At 60.6% G+C, this 17,693-nt stretch carries 19 protein-coding genes; 16 read left to right on the top strand and 3 right to left on the bottom strand.

Annotated features, from left to right (window positions below; all coding sequences use genetic code 11):
* Positions 1–56: 56 nt before the first annotated feature.
* Positions 57–1,025 (top strand): PDR/VanB family oxidoreductase, encoded by a 969-nt coding sequence (locus tag OH764_RS29805; protein WP_498849646.1) that lies wholly within the window; start codon positions 57–59, stop codon positions 1,023–1,025.
* A 3-nt stretch (positions 1,026–1,028) separates the two neighbouring features.
* Here OH764_RS29805 and OH764_RS29810 read toward each other — a convergent pair whose 3' ends face one another.
* On the bottom strand, positions 1,029–1,949 hold the full coding sequence (locus tag OH764_RS29810) for a LysR family transcriptional regulator (protein WP_087751935.1): 921 nt from the start codon (positions 1,947–1,949) through the stop codon (positions 1,029–1,031).
* A 160-nt stretch (positions 1,950–2,109) separates the two neighbouring features.
* On the opposite strand from OH764_RS29810, the gene OH764_RS29815 reads away from it, so the two are divergent.
* From OH764_RS29815 to hpaC, 8 genes are all read left to right on the top strand, one after another.
* Entirely contained in the window at positions 2,110–3,393 is a 1,284-nt protein-coding gene (locus OH764_RS29815) for an aromatic ring-hydroxylating oxygenase subunit alpha (protein ID WP_498851326.1), read from the top strand.
* Complete coding sequence (locus OH764_RS29820) at positions 3,390–3,890, top strand: aromatic-ring-hydroxylating dioxygenase subunit beta (RefSeq protein ID WP_027804416.1); 501 nt, start codon at positions 3,390–3,392, stop codon at positions 3,888–3,890. Before OH764_RS29815 ends, OH764_RS29820 begins: the two co-directional genes overlap by 4 nt.
* A gap of 66 nt (positions 3,891–3,956) precedes the next feature.
* Entirely contained in the window at positions 3,957–4,331 is a 375-nt protein-coding gene (locus OH764_RS29825) for a tautomerase family protein (protein WP_498851327.1), read from the top strand.
* A 70-nt stretch (positions 4,332–4,401) separates the two neighbouring features.
* Positions 4,402–4,779 (top strand): hypothetical protein, encoded by a 378-nt coding sequence (locus tag OH764_RS29830; protein ID WP_498849647.1) that lies wholly within the window; start codon positions 4,402–4,404, stop codon positions 4,777–4,779.
* A 2-nt stretch (positions 4,780–4,781) separates the two neighbouring features.
* Positions 4,782–5,297 carry a nuclear transport factor 2 family protein gene (locus OH764_RS29835; RefSeq protein WP_498849648.1) on the top strand — a complete coding sequence of 172 codons (516 nt, stop codon included), beginning with the start codon at positions 4,782–4,784 and terminating at the stop codon, positions 5,295–5,297.
* Positions 5,294–6,436, top strand: coding sequence for an amidase (locus tag OH764_RS29840; RefSeq protein ID WP_498849649.1), 1,143 nt, complete (start codon positions 5,294–5,296; stop codon positions 6,434–6,436). Before OH764_RS29835 ends, OH764_RS29840 begins: the two co-directional genes overlap by 4 nt.
* A gap of 16 nt (positions 6,437–6,452) precedes the next feature.
* Entirely contained in the window at positions 6,453–7,196 is a 744-nt protein-coding gene (locus OH764_RS29845) for an SDR family NAD(P)-dependent oxidoreductase (RefSeq protein WP_498849650.1), read from the top strand.
* Between the two features lie 87 nt (positions 7,197–7,283).
* Entirely contained in the window at positions 7,284–7,829 is a 546-nt protein-coding gene (gene hpaC / locus OH764_RS29850; RefSeq protein WP_498849651.1) for a PNPOx family protein, read from the top strand.
* A 47-nt stretch (positions 7,830–7,876) separates the two neighbouring features.
* On the opposite strand, the gene OH764_RS29855 is transcribed toward hpaC, so the two are convergent.
* A complete protein-coding gene (locus OH764_RS29855) occupies positions 7,877–8,557 on the bottom strand; it encodes a cyclase family protein (protein ID WP_498849652.1) in 681 nt (226 codons plus the stop codon).
* A 189-nt stretch (positions 8,558–8,746) separates the two neighbouring features.
* Between OH764_RS29855 and OH764_RS29860 the strand changes: the two genes are divergently transcribed.
* Complete coding sequence (locus OH764_RS29860) at positions 8,747–10,366, top strand: alpha/beta hydrolase family protein (RefSeq protein WP_498849653.1); 1,620 nt, start codon at positions 8,747–8,749, stop codon at positions 10,364–10,366.
* Between the two features lie 389 nt (positions 10,367–10,755).
* The gene (locus tag OH764_RS29865) at positions 10,756–12,438 is read left to right on the top strand and encodes a carboxylesterase/lipase family protein (protein ID WP_498849654.1); all 1,683 of its coding nucleotides are present in this window, start codon (positions 10,756–10,758) and stop codon (positions 12,436–12,438) included.
* Positions 12,439–12,759: 321 nt separating this feature from the next.
* On the opposite strand, the gene OH764_RS29870 is transcribed toward OH764_RS29865, so the two are convergent.
* On the bottom strand, positions 12,760–13,665 hold the full coding sequence (locus tag OH764_RS29870) for a LysR family transcriptional regulator (RefSeq protein ID WP_498849655.1): 906 nt from the start codon (positions 13,663–13,665) through the stop codon (positions 12,760–12,762).
* A 126-nt stretch (positions 13,666–13,791) separates the two neighbouring features.
* Here OH764_RS29870 and OH764_RS29875 point away from each other — a divergent pair, with 126 nt between their 5' ends.
* From OH764_RS29875 to dmpG, 5 genes are read left to right on the top strand one after another with little or no spacing between them, the layout of a single operon-like run.
* Entirely contained in the window at positions 13,792–14,004 is a 213-nt protein-coding gene (locus tag OH764_RS29875; RefSeq protein WP_408162931.1) for a tautomerase family protein, read from the top strand.
* Positions 14,001–14,810: a 2-keto-4-pentenoate hydratase gene (locus OH764_RS29880; protein ID WP_498849656.1), complete on the top strand. Its 810-nt coding sequence runs from the start codon at positions 14,001–14,003 to the stop codon at positions 14,808–14,810. Before OH764_RS29875 ends, OH764_RS29880 begins: the two co-directional genes overlap by 4 nt.
* The gene (locus OH764_RS29885) at positions 14,807–15,574 is read left to right on the top strand and encodes a 2-keto-4-pentenoate hydratase (RefSeq protein WP_498849657.1); all 768 of its coding nucleotides are present in this window, start codon (positions 14,807–14,809) and stop codon (positions 15,572–15,574) included. Before OH764_RS29880 ends, OH764_RS29885 begins: the two co-directional genes overlap by 4 nt.
* Before the next feature lie 20 nt (positions 15,575–15,594).
* Complete coding sequence (locus OH764_RS29890) at positions 15,595–16,557, top strand: acetylating acetaldehyde dehydrogenase (protein WP_498851328.1); 963 nt, start codon at positions 15,595–15,597, stop codon at positions 16,555–16,557.
* Positions 16,554–17,609 carry a 4-hydroxy-2-oxovalerate aldolase gene (gene dmpG, locus OH764_RS29895; RefSeq protein WP_498849658.1) on the top strand — a complete coding sequence of 352 codons (1,056 nt, stop codon included), beginning with the start codon at positions 16,554–16,556 and terminating at the stop codon, positions 17,607–17,609. Before OH764_RS29890 ends, dmpG begins: the two co-directional genes overlap by 4 nt.
* Positions 17,610–17,693 lie beyond the last annotated feature (84 nt).

Consider the following 17,693-nt stretch of genomic DNA (forward strand, 5'->3'; position numbering starts at 1 on the left):
GGCTATGCGGCGTTAATCTGAAAGCGTCATCCCTCCCAAAGTCATCGAAAAGCATCATGCAAGCCCCTCTGCTCAAAGTCCGAGTCGACGCCGTCCGCGAAGAAGCGCACGGCGTGCGCTCGTTCAGCATCTCCCGCCTCGACGGCCTGCCATTCGATTGTTATGAGCCCGGCGCGCATATCGACGTGATGAGTCCATCAGGCATCACGCGTCAATACTCGCTTTGCGGCGATCCGGAATGTCTGCACTCGCAAATCTTTGCGGTGAAGAAGGAGGACCATTCGCGCGGCGGCTCACGCTCGCTGCACGAAGAAGTGCACGTCGGCACGCAATTGTCGGTGAGCGCGCCGCGCAATCTCTTCCGTCTGCACGAAGGCGCGGACGAGCATGTGCTAATTGGCGCGGGCATCGGTATTACACCGCTTCTGTCGATGGCATACCGGCTGTCAGCACGGAAGGCGCGCTTCACGCTGCACTACTTCGCGCGCAGCGAAAGCCACGCGGCTTTCATGCCGCTGTTCACCCAGGCTCCGTTCGATGCACACGTCAAGCTGCACTTCGGCGTGGAGCGCGAGGCGCTGCCCCATGCCCTCGACGCCTGTCTGCGCGACGCACGTGACAACGCACATGTCTACACCTGCGGTCCGGCACCGTTCATGGACCTTGTCGTCGAAACGGCGCAGAAGCGGCTGCGCGCTGAATCGATTCACCTCGAGCGCTTCAAGGCTGACGCCGCGCCGGCGGATGAAGCGTCGCTCGACAGTTTCGATGTGCAGATCGCGAGTACCGGTGCGACAGTTCACGTCGATGCGAAAACGTCGATTGTCGATGCACTTGCGTCGATCGGCATTGAAGTCGACACGTCATGCGGCGAAGGCGTGTGCGGCACCTGCATGGTCGACGTGGTGAGCGGAGAGCCGGAGCATCGTGACCATTGCCTGAGCAAGTCAGAACGCGCGAGCAACAGCGTGATCTGTTGCTGCATATCGCGCTCGCGCTCCCCGGTGCTTGTGCTGGACCTATAGTTCTCAGGACTTCGTGAAGTCCGCGAGGATCTTGGAGATGAGCTCGCGCATCCACGCAATGCCTTCATCCTCGTGAAAGTGCTCGTGCCAATGCATGGTCACCGCGGCCTTCGGCAGCGGAACCGGCAGCGAATAAATACGGAACGCATTGCCGCGATTCAGGATATGCGCGAGCCGCTCAGGCAGCGTCGCAAGTAGATCGGTCACGGCGAGCACACCCGGCACGGCGACGAAATGCGGCAGCGCGAGCGAGATATTGCGCCCCACGCCTTGTGCCCGCAACGCGTCATCCAATTCATGATGACTGTGTTCCAACGAGCGCACCTGCACGTGCGACGCCGCGAGAAACCGCTCCAGTTTCAGCGTATTGCCCGCAGGCAGATCGCGGCGCTTGCGCGTCATGCATACATACGACTCTTCGAACAGCAGGCTATGACGCGTGCGCGGCAGCAATGAAGGCAGATTGCCGATGGCGAAATCCAGCCGGCTCGCGCGCAACGCTTCCTCTATTTCCTCCACCGGCAACGGCTCGACCAGCAGCTTCACGCGCGGCGCGGCCTTCTCCAACGCTGCGCAGAGCGCCGGCAGATACGCCATCTCACCCGCGTCGGACAACGAAAGCCGAAAAGTGCGGGTGCTCGTGGCCGGATCGAAACGCTCCGCATAACGCAGCGCCTGTCGCACAGTGTCGAGTGCGCGGCCCACGATTTCCGCGAGTTCCAGCGCAACGGGCGTCGGTTGCATGCCGGCGCGCGTACGAATGAACAGCGTGTCGTCGAACAGCGTACGCAACCGGCCAAGCGAATAGCTGACGGCGGGCTGGGACAGCGCAAGCCGCTCGCCGGCTCGCGTCAGGCTGCGCTCTTCCACGATGGCCTGAAAGACGCGCAACAGGTTGAGATCGACATGGTCGATGGATGTCATGGGAAGTCTCGCGTTACATCGGCCACACTTATCCGTGGACCTGTTTTTAATCGATTTGACGCATGATCCACGCAAAGCGAGACTGATGTCAACGAGAGGAAGCGCCGATGCGGTAGCGCGCTTCTCATCTGAGCCCATCAACTACTCCCCCACGACCACGATGAGTACGCCGACCTATCAAACCATCGACACGAGCGCGCTCGCGAAGCGCGCGGAGTCCGATCGCATTGCGCCCTCGCTCTACTACGATCCGCAGCTTTTCGAGGAAGAACTGCAACGCATCTTCTACAGGACGTGGGTGTGGGTTGCGCACGACAGCGAGTTGCCCAAGCCGGGCGACTTCGTGACCACGACCATCGGCCGTCAACCGGTTATCGTCGTTCGTGACAAAACGGGCGCGGTGAATGTGCTGCAGAATCGCTGCCGTCATCGCGGAGCGACCGTGTGCGAAGAACACAAGGGCAATGCGAAGGGTTTCACGTGTCCGTATCACAGCTGGTCATATGCGCTCGACGGCACGCTGCGCGCGCTGCCTTATGGCGACGGCTACGAAGGCGTGTGCGAAAAGGGCGATCTGCCGCTCAAGAAGCTGCGGGTGGGCGTGTATCAAGGTTTGATATTCGCGAGCTTCAACGAACAGATCGAATCGCTGGAAGATTTTCTCGGCGGCGCGAAGCCGTGGATCGACCTGTTCATGAAGCAGGGCGCCGGCTATCCGATCAAGGCCAACGGCGAGCACAAGTTCAAATTCAAGGGCAACTGGAAGATTCAGCTCGAGAATACGACCGACCTTTATCACTTCCCGGTCGTGCACAAGTCTTGGATGAAGTCCATCGACGATGAAACGGCCGCTGTCATCACGAGCTTCATGACGAGCGAAGACGCCTTTTGCCGTTCGCTCGGCAATGGCCACAGCCTCGCTGTGCTCGTGCCGGAAATCGTCGACCTGGACCGTGACGACGGTGCGCCGCTGCCCGATCGCTTCAACGAACTCGCCACGCAACTCTCACAAAACCACACGCCTGAGGAAGTGCGGCGCATCGTGCGTTCGCTGATGGGTGTCGGCTTCAACCTGAACCTGTTTCCTAACCTCGCGCTGTCGATGGCGTTCTTCCGCGTGCTGAGCCCCATCTCGGCCGAAGAGACGGAGATTCGTCACGTTGCGCTCGCCATGGACGGCGGCCCGGACGAAGCGAACCGCGTGCGCCTGCGCATTCACGAACACTTTCAGGGCCCGTTCGGCTTCGGTAGCCCTGACGACGCCGAAGCCTGGGAACGCGTGCAGCGCGGCTCATATGCCGGCCCTGACGTACCGATCCTCGTCAACCGCGGTCTGAACCGCGAAACGGCCGCACCGAACGGTGAGAAGACCGCTCACGCAACCGACGAAACAGGCATGCGCGAAGCCTACAGGCAATGGCGCGCAATGATGGAGCAAGCATGATGGACGACCGTAACGCACTTTTCTCCGACCAGACCTTCGCTTGCGCGATCGAATTCATCTGGCGCGAAGCCGAGCTTCTGGACCGGCGTGACTACCGCGCATGGCTCGAACTGTGGGACCCCAAGGGCATCTACGTGGTGCCGATCGACCCCGACACGACCGACTACGCCGCAACACTGAACTACGCGTTCGACGACCAGCACATGCGCGAACTGCGCGTGCAGCGCATGACGTCAGGGTATTCGGCATCTGCATCCGATGCGGCCCGCACGGTGCGCACCGTGTCACGCTTCACGCGGTCTTCGGATAGCGCGGACCTCGTCGAAGTGAAGTCGTCGCAGATCATCATTGCGTACAAGCGCGGCGTGTCGACGATCTTCGCCGCCGACCTGACGCACAAGATCGGCATGACAGACGGCGAACCGCGGCTCGTCGAGAAAGTTATCCGCCTGATCAATTCGACCGAAGCACTGAACGCCATCGGCTTCCTGCTTTGAATGCCATTCGCGCATCGGTGCCTGCATCGTGCAGTCACCGCGCCGATGCGTATTCCTGTTCCGACCATGCCGACACTCGAAGTCTATTTGCCTCAGGGTCATTCCGACGAGCGCAAGGCGTCGCTCATTCAAGGCCTCACGCAGGCGACCGTCGACGCGATCGGTGCGCCCGCAGAATCCGTACGCATTCTGCTGTCCGAGTTGCCGGTCTCGCACATCGGGTTGGGCGGAAAGCTGACGCCCGCTGCGTTGCCGGTCATCGTCGCAATTCTGATTGCAGGCCGCACGGCAGCGCAAAAAGAAGCGCTGATTGCGCACCTGTCGGAGACCAGCGCGTCCGTGCTGAATGTGCCCTTGCAGTCCACGCGCGTCATGATCAAAGACATTCCCAGCACCGATTTCGGCCTGGGCGGCAAGACCGCTCGCTCGTTGGGACGATAAGTCATAGCCAGAACCGTACGCGGCGATCCGTAAGCCGGACATGCGGTTCGGCACATAAGGGAACCACATCATGACTGATATCAGACACTTGCCGCTGCGGGTGCTTTTCTGCTGCGGTGTCACGCAGAATTTCTTTGACTTGCCGCGTGAGCAGACAGGCGAAGTGTGGCAGGCCTACGGCACGATGCTCAACGCCGTCGAAGCAATGGAAGGCGTACGAGTGCTGGGCGTGATGGATGACGACCGGCTCGTCGTTGGCAACGCCGAAGGCGCTCCCTGGACCTTCTATGTCATGGCCGACGTCGCGGACTTCGACACCGCCGTTGCGGTCTGCAATCTGTATCGCACGACGCCTGTGGGCGACTACAACCTTTGGCGCTACGGCAAGATCGAAGCGCGCGTTGGCCGCGCGCTGACTGTCCCGCCCGCCGTTACCAACGAGGCGTAGCCATGACGGACAAGTTCATTGAGAGCCTGCAGACACGCCTGCGCGCGCTGGAAGCGCAGAATGCCGTGCGCAAAACCATCGCGCGATACATGGCGCTTTGCGATGTGCCTGCACGCGCACTCCAAGGCGAGTCGCTTGCGGCGCTCTTTAGCGATGTGGCCGTGTGGGAAGGCATCGGTCCGCAGTATGCGGACAAGTTCGGCCGCTTGCAGGGGCCGAGCGCCATCGTCACGATGTTGCAACGCTATCTGCCGCCCACGCCGCATTTCGCGACGAACGTCCACTTCCTGACGAGCGAGCATATCGAAGTGCAGGGCGATACGGCGAAGGGCCGCTGGATCATGCTGCAGGCGTCCGGCTATGTCCATGCAAAAGCTGAACTCATTGCGGCGCGGCTCGAAGTGGATTTCACGCCGTCGCCGCACAACGAAGACATCTGGTTGATCCGTCATTTTCGTACCGAGCGCCTTTTCGACGCGCCCTGGCAGATTAACCCCGCGCAAGGAGTGCGTGCATGAGCGCCTTTCTGCAGAGACTCGATCTCGCGTCGCACGCCGCAGCCGATGCGCCCACCATTGCGATCAAGGACAGCATCGACATAGCGGGCTATCCGACGACCGCGGCCAGCCGGGCGCTCGCCGATGCACCGCCCGCGCCGCGCCATGCACAAGTCGTCCAGCGCCTGCTGGACGCCGGCTGGCGCATTACGGGCAAGACAAATATGCACGAACTCGCGTTCGGCATGACAGGTATTAACGACTTCACTGGCACGCCTCTCAACCCGCAAGATCATGCTCGTATTCCCGGCGGTTCGTCGAGCGGGTCCGCATCGGCGGTGGGATTGCGCCTCGTCGATGCTGCACTCGGCACTGATACCGGCGGCTCCGTGCGCTGCCCTGCGGCATGCTGCGGTGTGATCGGTCTGAAGCCGACCTTCGGGCGCGTCTCGCGCGAAGGCGTCGCGCCGCACCAGACGTCGCTCGATTGCGTCGGCCCGTTTGCGCGGGACATGAACACGGTCATCGACGTGATGCTCGCAATCGATCCGTCATTTCATGGCGGCCGGGCACGCCGTGAGGTGACGGGGCTGCGCGTCGCGCTGCCCGACGTCGAAGCAGACGGCGAAATTCGCCATGCCGTCGCTGCTGCCGTCGCACACAGCGAACTTGCGTCGCGCACAGTGCGACTCGAATACATGCAAGATGCCTTCACCGCCGGTCTTGCCGTCATCAACGCCGAAACATGGCGTGCCTTCGGCCATCTGGTCGGCAGCGGGATGCTTGGGCCGGACATTCTCGCGCGCCTCAACGCTGCCGCGAACACGCCGGCCTCCGAGCTAGACGCAGCCGAGCGCATTCGCCGCCGCTTCACCGATGAGGTTGACCGCGTGCTGGAAGATGCGCACGTCCTGATCCTTCCGACCATGCCATCACTGCCCATTACGATCGAGGCCGCGCGCGCCGGCACGTCGGTGATCGCAATGTCGTCGCTCATTCGGCCTTTCAATCTGAGCGGGCATCCGGCGCTTACGTTACCGGTTCCGGTCGAAGGAGCGTCGCTGAAGGCCGGACTGCAGATCGTCGGTCGCAAAGGCGATGACGAGACGGTTTGCGCGGTCGCCGCACACATCGAAGCGACGCTCGCTTCCAACGCATAAAGAAGGATCGGAAGTCATGTCGAAGAGAGTCGTACTCGTGACCGGCGCCGCGCGCGGATTGGGCGAAGCGCTAACGCGCCGCTTCCATCAAGCCGGCTACAACGTCGCGCTAGGCGATATCGCTGTCGATGCCGCAGAGGCACTCGCGCGCGAGCTGAGCAGCGACGGATCAGGCGCCTACGCCGTGACGCTCGATGTGACGAAAAAGGCGGACTTCGAGGCCGCGCGCGATGCCATCCTCGACCGCTGGGGTGCAGTCGACGTGCTCGTGAACAACGCGGGCGCGTCCAAAGTCGTACCAGTAATGGAAATCACCGCCGAGCAATTCGACGACGTAATAAGCGTCAACCTTCGCAGCGTTCTGTTCGGCTGCCAGGTGTTCGGTAAGCACTTCGCGACGCAAGGCGCGGGGCGCATCGTGAACATCGCCTCTCTCGCGGGACAGAACGGCGGCTCTGCGACCGGCGCGCACTATGCCGCGGCCAAAGGCGGCGCTCTTACGCTGACCAAAGTCTTTGCGCGCGACCTCTCCGCACACGGCGTCACCGTCAACGCGATCTCGCCGGGCCCGCTTGATCTGCCCATCGTGCACGAAAGCGTGCCGGCAGAGACGCTGGACAACGTCATTGCGGGCATTCCGGCAGGACGCCTCGGTTCCGCGAGTTACATCGCGGATGTGGCCGTGCTGCTGGCTTCCGCCGATGCCTACTTCGCCAACGGCGCGTGCTGGGATATCAATGGCGGACTCTTCATGCGCTGAGCGCCAACTGACACGGTGCGCTCGTACAGGCACGTTTTCATCGAATCCAACCTTGCTGGATAGCATCAAGCCGGAGTCACACACATCATGTCCGCACAGCCCACTCCTGTTCAGTCACAGATCGACCCGCTGCGTCAGCAGTTCCGGCAAGCGATGGCGCATCTGGGTGCAGCCGTCAATGTCATCACCACGGCAGGCGCACACGGCCGATGCGGCATTACCGCCAGCGCGGTTTGCTCCGTGACCGATACGCCGCCCACACTGCTCGTCTGTCTGAACCGCTCGAGCGCAATGCATGCGGTATTCGACGGTAATCGCCATGTATGCATCAACGTGCTGCCTGCAAATCTGGAAGACATGGCGCGACACTTCGCGGGCATGACGGGTTTGTCGATGGAAGAGCGCTTCCAGCTGCCGGAGTGGCATGAAGGACTCAACGGCGTGCCCGTGTTGCGCGGCGCGCTCGCGAGCTTGCAGGGAAGAATTGTCGAAGCAAAGGATGTCGGCTCGCATGCGGTGCTGTTCGTGGAGACGACTGAGATCAGAGTGCGCAGCGACGGTGACAGCCTGATCTATTTCGACCGCAACTTTCACCGCGTGCCGCGCGCGTGGAAGGGCGCGACCGGTCGCTGAACGGACCTTTGCGCCGGCTGCGCTTTGTCATGCGGGCAGCGAGACGCTTACTGCGTCACCAGGGCCAATACACGAAGCGGGCTGCCCGAGCCTCCCAGGATTTTCAGCGGAGCGGAAACGATCACCGCTCCTGTGGCGGGCAACTCGTCTAGATTTCTCAGGCACTGCAGGCCATAGCGGTTCGAGCCGTGCATCAGCGTATGGCATGGGTACGGCATGGGCCACGCGTACGACTGCCCTGCATCGGTGTTGATGGTCTCGACACCGAAGCCATGGACCTTGCGCTCATGTATCAACCATTCCACCGCTTCCTGCGTTGGACCGGGTGTGTGCGCACCGTCCTCGCGCATGTTCAGAAACGCCGCCGGATCAGTCCGCTTCGACCAGTCCGAGCGCAGTAGCACCCACGCGTTCGCGGGAATGTGGCCGTGCTTCGTCTCCCAAGCTTCCAGAAATGCGACGGTCAGCAGCCAGTCCGCATCGGCTGCCACTTCAGCGCCGGCGGCGATCACCACGGCCGGCGCAATGAAGTTTTCGACTTTGATGGTGTCCACGGTGTTCTGCTCGTGGTCCTTGCCCGTCACCCAATGCACAGGCGCGTCGAAATGAGTGCCGGTGTGTTCGCCGCATGAAAAGTTGAAACCATCCACCGAACTGATACCCATAACCAATATCGGTGAATTTGACGCTTGCGAGTGATGCATCGACACTGCCTTCCACACCTGCATCTCAGAACTGCCGGCAGTATTGTGAGGCGGCGTCCACGCGTCGAATCGCACGCCTATCCCAGCCGAAGCAAACCGTTGCCGACGGTTTGTCCGTCGCCCGTAACGTAGCCACACAAAAAGTTGCTGACGAGTCTAGCGCCACGCGTTGTTCAGATTTCCACTCCGAATCATTGCCTCTGGAGACACACAATGCTCAAGAAAAGAGAGGGCAAAGTCCTGCTCGTGCCGTGCGCACTGACGCCACTGGTGGTCGCGTCGGCTGCATTATTCACAACGGGATGCGGCGGCGGATCAGACACCGGGCTGACGACCAGTCAAACGTCCACGGTGAGTTGTTCTGAACTTTCTTCCACGACGATCGCCGACACGACCTTCACGCTGGCGAGGGACATGCCAGCAGGCGATTTCGCGCCGCCCACGGGCGTGACCATCAAGGGCCTGCCGCCCTTTTGCCGAGTCGCCGCCACTGTCAAGCCTTCGTCCGACTCGAACATCAAAGTGGAGCTGTGGCTTCCGGCTGCGTGGAACGGCAAATACCTCGGCACGGGAAACGGAGGCCTCGGCGGCACCATCGACTATGAAGCCTTGGCCAATGGCTTGCGCCGCGGGTTCGCCGTTGCGAATACCGACCTCGGCACATCGGCAGGCGTTGCAAGCATGGTCGGGCATATGGATACGATCGTCGACTTCGGCCATCGCGCGACGCATTTGATGACGACATTGTCGAAGACTCTCGCCAACCGTTTCTATGCGAAGGCCCCGTCCTATTCGTACTGGTTCGGATGCTCGACCGGCGGTGGTCAAGGCATGCACGAGGCGCAACAGTATCCGCAGGACTACGACGGCATCGTGGCCGGCGCACCGGGCGCAGCCCGCGTGCCCGCGCATCTTTCCTATCAGTGGGCGTGGGCCGCGACCCAGCAGGACCAGACGACCAATCTGACGGTCGCCAAGCGCAAGCTGTGGGCCGACTATGTCATGAGCGCGTGCGACGGACTGGACGGACTGACAGACGGCGTCATCGGCCGACCGGACATGTGCAAGGTGGACCCAGCGGTGATTCAGTGCAATGCCGCCGACGCGCCCGAGTGCCTGACAGCAGGACAAGTTAGCGCGCTGCGTAAGATCTACGCCGGACCTACCAATCCTGTGACAGGCGCGCAGCTATCCTACGGATATCTCCCTGGCACCGAACTCGATTTCTCGACCGCCGCGACTACGCCGACCACTGCGCCGCCGTTTCCATTTCCATTCCAGTGGGTATGGGGCGTGAACTGGGACTGGAAGAGCTTCAACTGGGCCGGCGACGTCGACGTGATGCACAACACCCTGGACTTCGCAGTGGACGCATCGAACCCGGACCTCTCCGCCTTCGCGGCGCATGGCGGTAAGCTCATCGTCTTCCAAGGTCTTGCCGATGGCATCCAGGTGCCGGGAGCGGCCATTGCGTACCGCCAGAACGTCGAGAAGGCCATGCCAGGTCAGTCCGACAAATTCATGAAGCTGTTCACCGCGCCGGGAATGGATCATTGCAGCAAAGGAGTCGGGCCGAATGTGTTCGGTAATCTTAATCCGGGATTCCCCGTTGCACAGGACGATCCAACTCACGACCTGTTGGCCGCCGCACAGTACTGGGTAGAGAAAGGCCGCGTGCCCGATCAGATCATTGCGACGAAGTACGCCGACAATTCTCCGACCGGTGCCATTCAACGGACCATGCCTCTGTGCCCGTGGCCCGAAGTCAGCAAATACAACGGCACCGGCGATGCGAATTCGGCCGACAGCTTCAGTTGCGTCGATCCGTCGTAGCGTAGAGAACGCTGATTAGGCCGCAGGGCTCGCATCACGCCGCGGGCGTCCCGTCTGATGACGGGACGCCCGATTCGTCACGTGCATTGCTGCGTTGTTCATATGCGGCCCGGCATGCTCGAACAGTATCGGTCGCCGCGAACCTATGCTTCGACAGTAATCGTCAAATGATAAGCTATCCGAATTGTTTTTCCGCATGAACGCGATTCATGCCGATCATTATTGGCCCGAATTTGACGGCAGGAAATCGCGCTTCGATACTCGGTTCCACTCTGCGCCGCAGAGCCCGCCGACATAAGAACGATGGTGGTAAGCGAAACATTCCACGCTGAGACGATGGACCAGGACAAAGGACGATCACAGCCATGATTGCACAAAGACACAACGCTTTGAAAAAGACAAAATCTCGCGCTGTATTGACGCAAGGTGGATCGAAGCGCTTGTCCGCGCTGTTCGTTTCGTCAACGCTCGCTGTCATGCTGGCGGCTTGCGGCGGCGGCTCTTCCGTTACTTCGGATTCCACCATTGCCGCAACCGCCGACGGCACCGTGCAAGGTTCGGCGAGTAACGGCGTGGTCGCTTTCAAGGGCATTCCATTCGCGGCTCCGCCCGTCGGCGCGCTGCGCTGGAGACCGCCACAGCCTGTGGCCGCATGGAGCGGCATGCGCCAGACCACGTCTTTCGTTCATGACTGCATGCAGACTAACGGCCCGAACTCGGGGCTGACGGTCACACCGTCTGAAGATTGCCTGTACCTCAACGTTTGGCGCCCGCAGAACAGCAACGGCAAGAATCTGCCCGTCATGGTCTGGATCTACGGCGGTGCGTACGTTACCGGCGGCACGTCGATGCCCCATTACGACGGCACACAGTTTGCAAAAGAGGGAGTCGTGCTTGTCACGCTCAACTACCGTCTTGGCCGCTTCGGTTTTTTTGCGCATCCAGCATTGACAGCCGCTGCCGCGCAATCCGGCGAGACCGTGGCAAATTATGGTTACATGGATCAGATTGCTGCTCTGAAATGGGTTCAGAAGAACATCGCTAATTTCGGTGGCGCCCCGACGAACGTGACAATCTTCGGAGAATCGGCTGGGGGAGAGTCGATCCATAATCTGTTGACATCACCGCAGGCGTCAGGGTTGTTCGCCAAAGCGATCATTGAATCCGGCAATGGGCGCGTCGATCAGTACTGGGGGCGCACACTTTCACGCAACGCGAAAACGGTCGGAGCATCCGCGGAAGAACAGGGTACGCTGTTTGCAAACGAACTCGGCATCAACGGCGGCGACGCCGGTTCGTTGCAGGCCTTGCGTGCACTCTCGGCAGATCAGGTCCTGGGCGGGCTCGACACGTCGACTCTGAACCTTGCGCACAACCTTGCCACCTTCTCGGGCAGTTCGATTGTCGACGGCAAACTGGTGGTAGATGAACCGGAGAATCGGTACAAAGCCGGCCAGTTTGCGAAGGTTCCGCTTCTTCTCGGCGTGAACAATGCCGACCTTGGCTTCGCCACCAGCGGACTCACGACGAAAGAGCAGGCGTACGCAATCTTCGGTTCGCAAAAGCTCAGTGCGGCCGCCGCAGCGTTCGATCCAACCGGCGCAGCATCGGTGTCGGCGGTCGAGAGCCAGATTTCCCGTGTCATCACAATGGACGAGCCGGCGCGCTTCGTTGCACGAACGTTCACCTCGCAAGGTCTCCCCACTTACCTGTACCGCTTCTCTTACGTGGCGCAGTCGATTCGGGGCAAGGTTAGCGGAGCTACACACGGTGCCGAGATACCTTACGTTTTCGACACGCTCTCCGCCTCTTACGGCACGGCGGTCACAGCCCAAGACGAGCAGGTAGCGCGCAACATGATCGCTTACTGGTCTGCTTTCGCCAAAACCGGGAATCCATCCGATGCAGGGCTGATTGCCTGGCCCGCATACAACATCGGTCTGGACAATCAACTCGAATTCACGGCGGCGGGCACCTTGCAGATAGACCAGCCGAGTCCGTTGAAAGCGCAGATCGATCTCGTCGAACCGCTCAACGACACGGATCAAACGGTGAATCGTCAGTATCAATAGCAGTAGCAACGGAAGGAACAGGGAGTGGTTCAACGATAGGTCGATCGATGTAGCGGCCACGCACCGGCTGCTTCGTCGACGTCCGTCATCGGCATCCCGATCATCGACTAAACGCTGCAATTACCTCTCAGGGTGCGACCGGTTCAGGAGGTTTACCGGCGGTTGGAAGGGGGCCAAGATGCGGCGAGCGAGGGCTGAAGATAGGCCGACAGTGGCCGCCGGATAGACTTGAGCAAACTTGCGGATGATCGTGCTTCGTCGAGGTATTGCCCTGCCGACCGGACGCTTGCCCGACGTCCCGGAATAACTCACGACCGCCGCTCAAAGCTGGGCACGAACGCGGTGGGTTCGCGAAGTCCGTATCAAGTTTAAAAAGGCTTGCAGGATTGGGGAGTTGTCCCCTCGACGATACAAACAGGTCAACTCGATTTCCCGCAACTGTGTCGATCTGAGCGGGCGGTACACAACGCCGGGCAGCCGCAGATTGACTGCCGATTCCGTGGTCACGCAAATGCCGAAACGGCTCGCAACCAATGCGATGCACGTCACCACGTCCTCCACTTCCTGCTCAACGCGCAGTTGCACATTCTCGGCGCGAAACGCAGCGGACACCTCCTGCGCGAGGCCATGCACGGGTGCGTTGGGATAAAGAATCATCCGCTCGCTGTCGAGATCCCGCAGCGCCACCGCCTTCTTCGCGCACAGCCGATGTCCTTCGTACAGCGCAACCAGAAACGGTTCTCTCAGAACCCAATCAACCGCGATATCGGGTTCGTCGGGGACGAGACGATTGAAACCGATCGTGATGCGCCGCTCACGCAACGCACTGATCTGCTCGGCCTTCGACATATTGTGCAAGCCGATCTTGACCTCCGGCCGTTCGGTATGAAACGCGGCGAGTAGCCGGGGAATGACGTTCAGAATCCCCGAACTGAAAATGCCGACATCGAGCCGTCCCAGGTAGCCCTGGCCGGCCAATTGAGTCTGTTCCTCCGCACGCCGCGCAAGAGCCAGGATGTTGGGCACCTCTTCCATCAACGCGCGACCCGCCTCGGTCAGCTCGGCGCCCTTCGTGGTTCGGACGAACAGTTGCGTACCTAGTTCTTGTTCGAGCGCACGAATGTTGCGTGTAAGCGGCGGTTGCGCCATGTGCAGACGTTCCGCCGCCCGTCCGAAGTTCGCCTCCTCTGCTAGCGCCATGAAATAGCGCATCTGCTTCAGGTCCATGATTCCTCCAGGTACTGCGCAGGCTCCGATACCCATTCGGTATCAATATGGGTCCAAACGGTATTGGACCGTCATGGCTTGCATCGTACATCATGACCTCGCTCATATCACGTCAGGAAACGAGTCATGCCAATCATCCACATCTCGCTCGTCGAGGGCCGCGACGCTCAAGCCGTCAAGGCGTGCCTTAAGGCAATCGCCCGCACCGTGCACGAAACCCTCGGCGTGCCCCTGGAAAGCATTCGGGTCTTTGCAAACGAGGTGCCCTCGACACACTGGGCAATAGGCGAGCGTACCAAGGACGAACTCGGCACGCCGGCTCTGGAGAACGGCAAATGACACCCCTCCTTATCGAGGAAGCAGCTGCTGCGCTTGCAACTGCTCAGCGCAGCGGCCAATACCTCGCCCCGTTGCGCGAAACGTACGATCAATTGAGTATCGACGACGCATACGCGATCCAGCGAGTGAACACCGAGCGTCGCCAGGCCGAAGGCCGCCGCGTCGTCGGATGCAAAATCGGCCTCACATCGGTCGCCGTGCAGAAGCAGCTCGGTGTGGACCAGCCCGACTTCGGCATGCTCTTCGACGATATGGGGTATGGCGATGGTGAGCCAATTCCATCATCGATACTCACGCAACCCAAGGTTGAGTCCGAAATCGCATTTGTCATCGGACGTGACATGACGATGGACAACCCTACCCAGGTTGACGTGCTCAACGCCATCGAGTACGCGCTGCCTGCGCTGGAGATTGTCGGCAGCCGGATCGCGGACTGGAACATTCGCATCACCGACACGATTGCGGATAACGCGTCCTCGTCGGCGTACGTGCTCGGCACCATGCCTCGTAAATTGTCTGAATTCGACCTGCGCTTGTGCGGCATGGTGATGGAGCGACGCGGCGAGCCAGTATCGGTCGGCGCAGGCGCCGCCTGTCTGGGAAATCCCATCAATGCGGTTGTCTGGCTGGCCCGGACGATGGCATCGCTGGGCCAACCCTTGAAAACCGGAGACCTGGTGTTGTCAGGCGCCCTCGGACCCATGGTCCCCGTCATCCCCGGGGACGTGTTCGAAACTCGCATCCACGGACTAGGGTCCGTGCGCGCCGTGTTCGAACCGCTATCAAAAAACGAGGTGCGCTCATGAGCAACACTGCCGAACTCGCCAAGCTGCTCGACGATGCGGCACTAAACGCAACGGAGGTCACGCGGTTCGATCGCGAGGGCCGCCTGTCACTTGACGAGGCATACCGTATTCAAGCCGAATCGATCCGCCGTCGACTCGACCGAGGTGAACGCCGTGTCGGTGTGAAGATGGGTTTTACCAGCCGGGCCAAAATGGTCCAGATGGGCCTATCCGATGTGATCTGGGGACGACTGACCGATGCAATGCAGATCGAGGAAGGGACAGCGATTGATCTTTCGCGCTTCGTTCATCCCCGCTGCGAACCGGAAATCGCTTTCATACTGAAGCGGCCACTCGAAGGGAACGTCACAGGGCCTCAAGCCCTCGCGGCGGTGGAAGCGATCGCTCCGGCGATCGAAATCATCGATTCGCGCTACAAGGATTTCAAGTTCTCGCTGCCAGAAGTGATTGCCGACAACGCGTCCTCTAGCGGTTTTGTTATCGGCCCCTGGTGCGATCCGAAGATCGACTTTTCTAACCTCGGGTTGACAGTGAGCATCGACGGGCGGGTCGTCCAGGTAGGATCGACCGCAGCGCTGCTGGGTCATCCTTTACGTTCGCTCGTAGCCGCCGCGCGTTTATCAGCGGAGGCTGGCGAGCCCCTTCAGGCCGGATGGGTTGTCATGGCGGGCGGTGCTACGCCAGCGGAGTGGATCAAGCTACGGCAGTACACGTCAGTCGAGATGGAGCAGCTCGGCAGTGTTGGATTTCACGTCGCGGCGTGACCCCAAATCTCGGAGTGGATATGAACGGAAAGGTAAAAGTTGCGATCATCGGTCCCGGCAACATCGGGACCGACCTGATGATAAAGGTGATGCGCAACAGCCAGCACCTCGAAATGGCTGCGATGGTGGGTGTAGATCCGAAATCGGATGGGCTCGCGCGCGCTGAACGGATGGGCGTGGCGACGACAGCGGAGGGGATCGACGGGCTGTTGAAACTCGATGCGTTCAAGAACATCGATATCGTCTTCGACGCCACGTCGGCCAGTGCGCACAAGCATGACAACGATGTGCTGCAAAAGCACGGCGTGCAGGTTATCGATCTGACACCGGCTGCGGTTGGCCCGTATGTGATTCCGGCGATCAATCTCGAGGCTGAAAATGCGTCCAACATGAACATGGTCACGTGCGGCGGTCAGGCGACGATTCCAATTGTTGCAGCCGTGTCGCGTGTCGCGAAGGTCCACTACGCGGAAATCGTCGCCTCTATCTCCAGCAGATCTGCGGGGCCGGGCACGCGCGCAAACATCGACGAATTCACTGAGACCACCCGTAGCGCTATCGAGACGCTGGGTGGAGCAACGCGCGGCAAGGCAATCATCGTGCTCAACCCAGCGGAGCCGCCATTAATCATGCGCGACACGGTGTGTGTATTGTCCGATCTGGTAGATGTCAGCGCGGTTGAGGACAGCGTCGCACAGATGGTTGCCAGCGTGCAGGCATATGTTCCCGGTTATCGCCTGAAACAGAAGATTCAGTTCGACATTGTCTCTCCGGAAAAGCCGCTGAACGTGCCGGGTCTCGGTGTAAAGCACGGATTGAAGACGTCGGTATTCCTTGAAGTAGAAGGCGCCGCCCATTACCTGCCCTCGTACGCGGGCAATCTCGACATCATGACGTCGGCCGCGCTCGCGTGCGGCGACATGATGGCGCGCCGACGCCTTGCTGCCGGCGTGGTCCGAGGCCAGAAGGAGCCTATTCAATGACATCGCTCGACAAGAAACTCTATATCTCCGACGTGACGCTGCGTGATGGCAGCCACGCAGTCCGCCACCAATACACCATCGCCAACGTCCGGGCAATCGCCAGGGCGCTTGATGAGGCCGGTGTCGACAGCATTGAGGTCGCGCACGGCGATGGCATCGAAGGGTCGAGTTTCAACTATGGTTTTGGCGCGCATAGTGACGTCGAATGGATTGCTGCAGCGGCGGGGAGCGTCAAAACCGCGAAGATAGCGACGCTGCTTATTCCCGGCATCGGCACCATTCATGATCTTCGCAACGCATATGATGCAGGCGCACGCGTCGTGCGCATCGCCACGCACTGCACCGAAGCCGACGTGTCTCGCCAACATCTCGAATTTGCTCGCGAGCTCGGCATGGATCCCGTCGGATTCCTGATGATGAGCCACATGACGACGCCGCAGAAACTTGCGATGCAGGCGAAACTGATGGAGCGCTACGGCGCGACCTGCGTCTATGTCGTGGATTCGGGCGGCGCACTTGGCATGACGGACATCCGAGACCGTTTCCGCGCTTTCAAGGACATATTGGACCCAGAGACTCAGACCGGTATGCACGCACACCATAACCTGAGCCTTGGCGTCGCGAACTCGCTGGTCGCCGTCGAAGAAGGTTGCGATCGCATCGACGCGAGTCTCGCCGGGATGGGTGCAGGCGCAGGAAACGCACCGCTCGAAGTGTTCATCGCCGCAGCGGAACGTCTGGGCTGGAATCACGGCTGCGACCTGTACCGCCTGATGGACGCGGCAGACGACCTGGTGCGTCCGTTGCAGGATCGTCCAGTGCGCGTTGACCGTGAGACGCTGGCGCTCGGCTATGCCGGCGTGTATTCCAGCTTTCTGCGGCACGCCGAACTTGCTGCAAGCAAGTATGGTTTAAAAACAGTCGATATCCTCGTGGAACTCGGTCGGCGCAAGATGGTTGGCGGCCAGGAAGACATGATCGTCGACGTGGCTCTGGATCTTTTGAGCCAGGGCGGACACGAGCGTGATAGAAGCGCATTACAACGTGCATAGATATCGGGCCGTAGCAACAACGCGTGCGACCGGATTATTCGGTCCAATGCCTGCTACACGGAGATGCTGCAATTGACCGGCGAC

The sequence above is a fragment of the Burkholderia sp. M6-3 genome, from assembly GCF_050858985.1.
Classification (GTDB): Bacteria; Pseudomonadota; Gammaproteobacteria; order Burkholderiales; family Burkholderiaceae; genus Paraburkholderia; species Paraburkholderia caledonica.

What these genes read in the sequence shown, in the direction of transcription:
- OH764_RS29805 (WP_498849646.1), top strand. Translation starts at nt 57, where the DNA reads ATGCAAGCCCCTCTGCTCAAAGTCCGAGTCGACGCCGTCCGCGAAGAA.
- OH764_RS29810 (WP_087751935.1), bottom strand. Translation starts at nt 1,949, where the DNA reads ATGACATCCATCGACCATGTCGATCTCAACCTGTTGCGCGTCTTTCAG.
- OH764_RS29815 (WP_498851326.1), top strand. Translation starts at nt 2,110, where the DNA reads ATGAGTACGCCGACCTATCAAACCATCGACACGAGCGCGCTCGCGAAG.
- OH764_RS29820 (WP_027804416.1), top strand. Translation starts at nt 3,390, where the DNA reads ATGATGGACGACCGTAACGCACTTTTCTCCGACCAGACCTTCGCTTGC.
- OH764_RS29825 (WP_498851327.1), top strand. Translation starts at nt 3,957, where the DNA reads ATGCCGACACTCGAAGTCTATTTGCCTCAGGGTCATTCCGACGAGCGC.
- OH764_RS29830 (WP_498849647.1), top strand. Translation starts at nt 4,402, where the DNA reads ATGACTGATATCAGACACTTGCCGCTGCGGGTGCTTTTCTGCTGCGGT.
- OH764_RS29835 (WP_498849648.1), top strand. Translation starts at nt 4,782, where the DNA reads ATGACGGACAAGTTCATTGAGAGCCTGCAGACACGCCTGCGCGCGCTG.
- OH764_RS29840 (WP_498849649.1), top strand. Translation starts at nt 5,294, where the DNA reads ATGAGCGCCTTTCTGCAGAGACTCGATCTCGCGTCGCACGCCGCAGCC.
- OH764_RS29845 (WP_498849650.1), top strand. Translation starts at nt 6,453, where the DNA reads ATGTCGAAGAGAGTCGTACTCGTGACCGGCGCCGCGCGCGGATTGGGC.
- hpaC (WP_498849651.1), top strand. Translation starts at nt 7,284, where the DNA reads ATGTCCGCACAGCCCACTCCTGTTCAGTCACAGATCGACCCGCTGCGT.
- OH764_RS29855 (WP_498849652.1), bottom strand. Translation starts at nt 8,557, where the DNA reads ATGCAGGTGTGGAAGGCAGTGTCGATGCATCACTCGCAAGCGTCAAAT.
- OH764_RS29860 (WP_498849653.1), top strand. Translation starts at nt 8,747, where the DNA reads ATGCTCAAGAAAAGAGAGGGCAAAGTCCTGCTCGTGCCGTGCGCACTG.
- OH764_RS29870 (WP_498849655.1), bottom strand. Translation starts at nt 13,665, where the DNA reads ATGGACCTGAAGCAGATGCGCTATTTCATGGCGCTAGCAGAGGAGGCG.
- OH764_RS29875 (WP_408162931.1), top strand. Translation starts at nt 13,792, where the DNA reads ATGCCAATCATCCACATCTCGCTCGTCGAGGGCCGCGACGCTCAAGCC.
- OH764_RS29880 (WP_498849656.1), top strand. Translation starts at nt 14,001, where the DNA reads ATGACACCCCTCCTTATCGAGGAAGCAGCTGCTGCGCTTGCAACTGCT.
- OH764_RS29885 (WP_498849657.1), top strand. Translation starts at nt 14,807, where the DNA reads ATGAGCAACACTGCCGAACTCGCCAAGCTGCTCGACGATGCGGCACTA.
- OH764_RS29890 (WP_498851328.1), top strand. Translation starts at nt 15,595, where the DNA reads ATGAACGGAAAGGTAAAAGTTGCGATCATCGGTCCCGGCAACATCGGG.
- dmpG (WP_498849658.1), top strand. Translation starts at nt 16,554, where the DNA reads ATGACATCGCTCGACAAGAAACTCTATATCTCCGACGTGACGCTGCGT.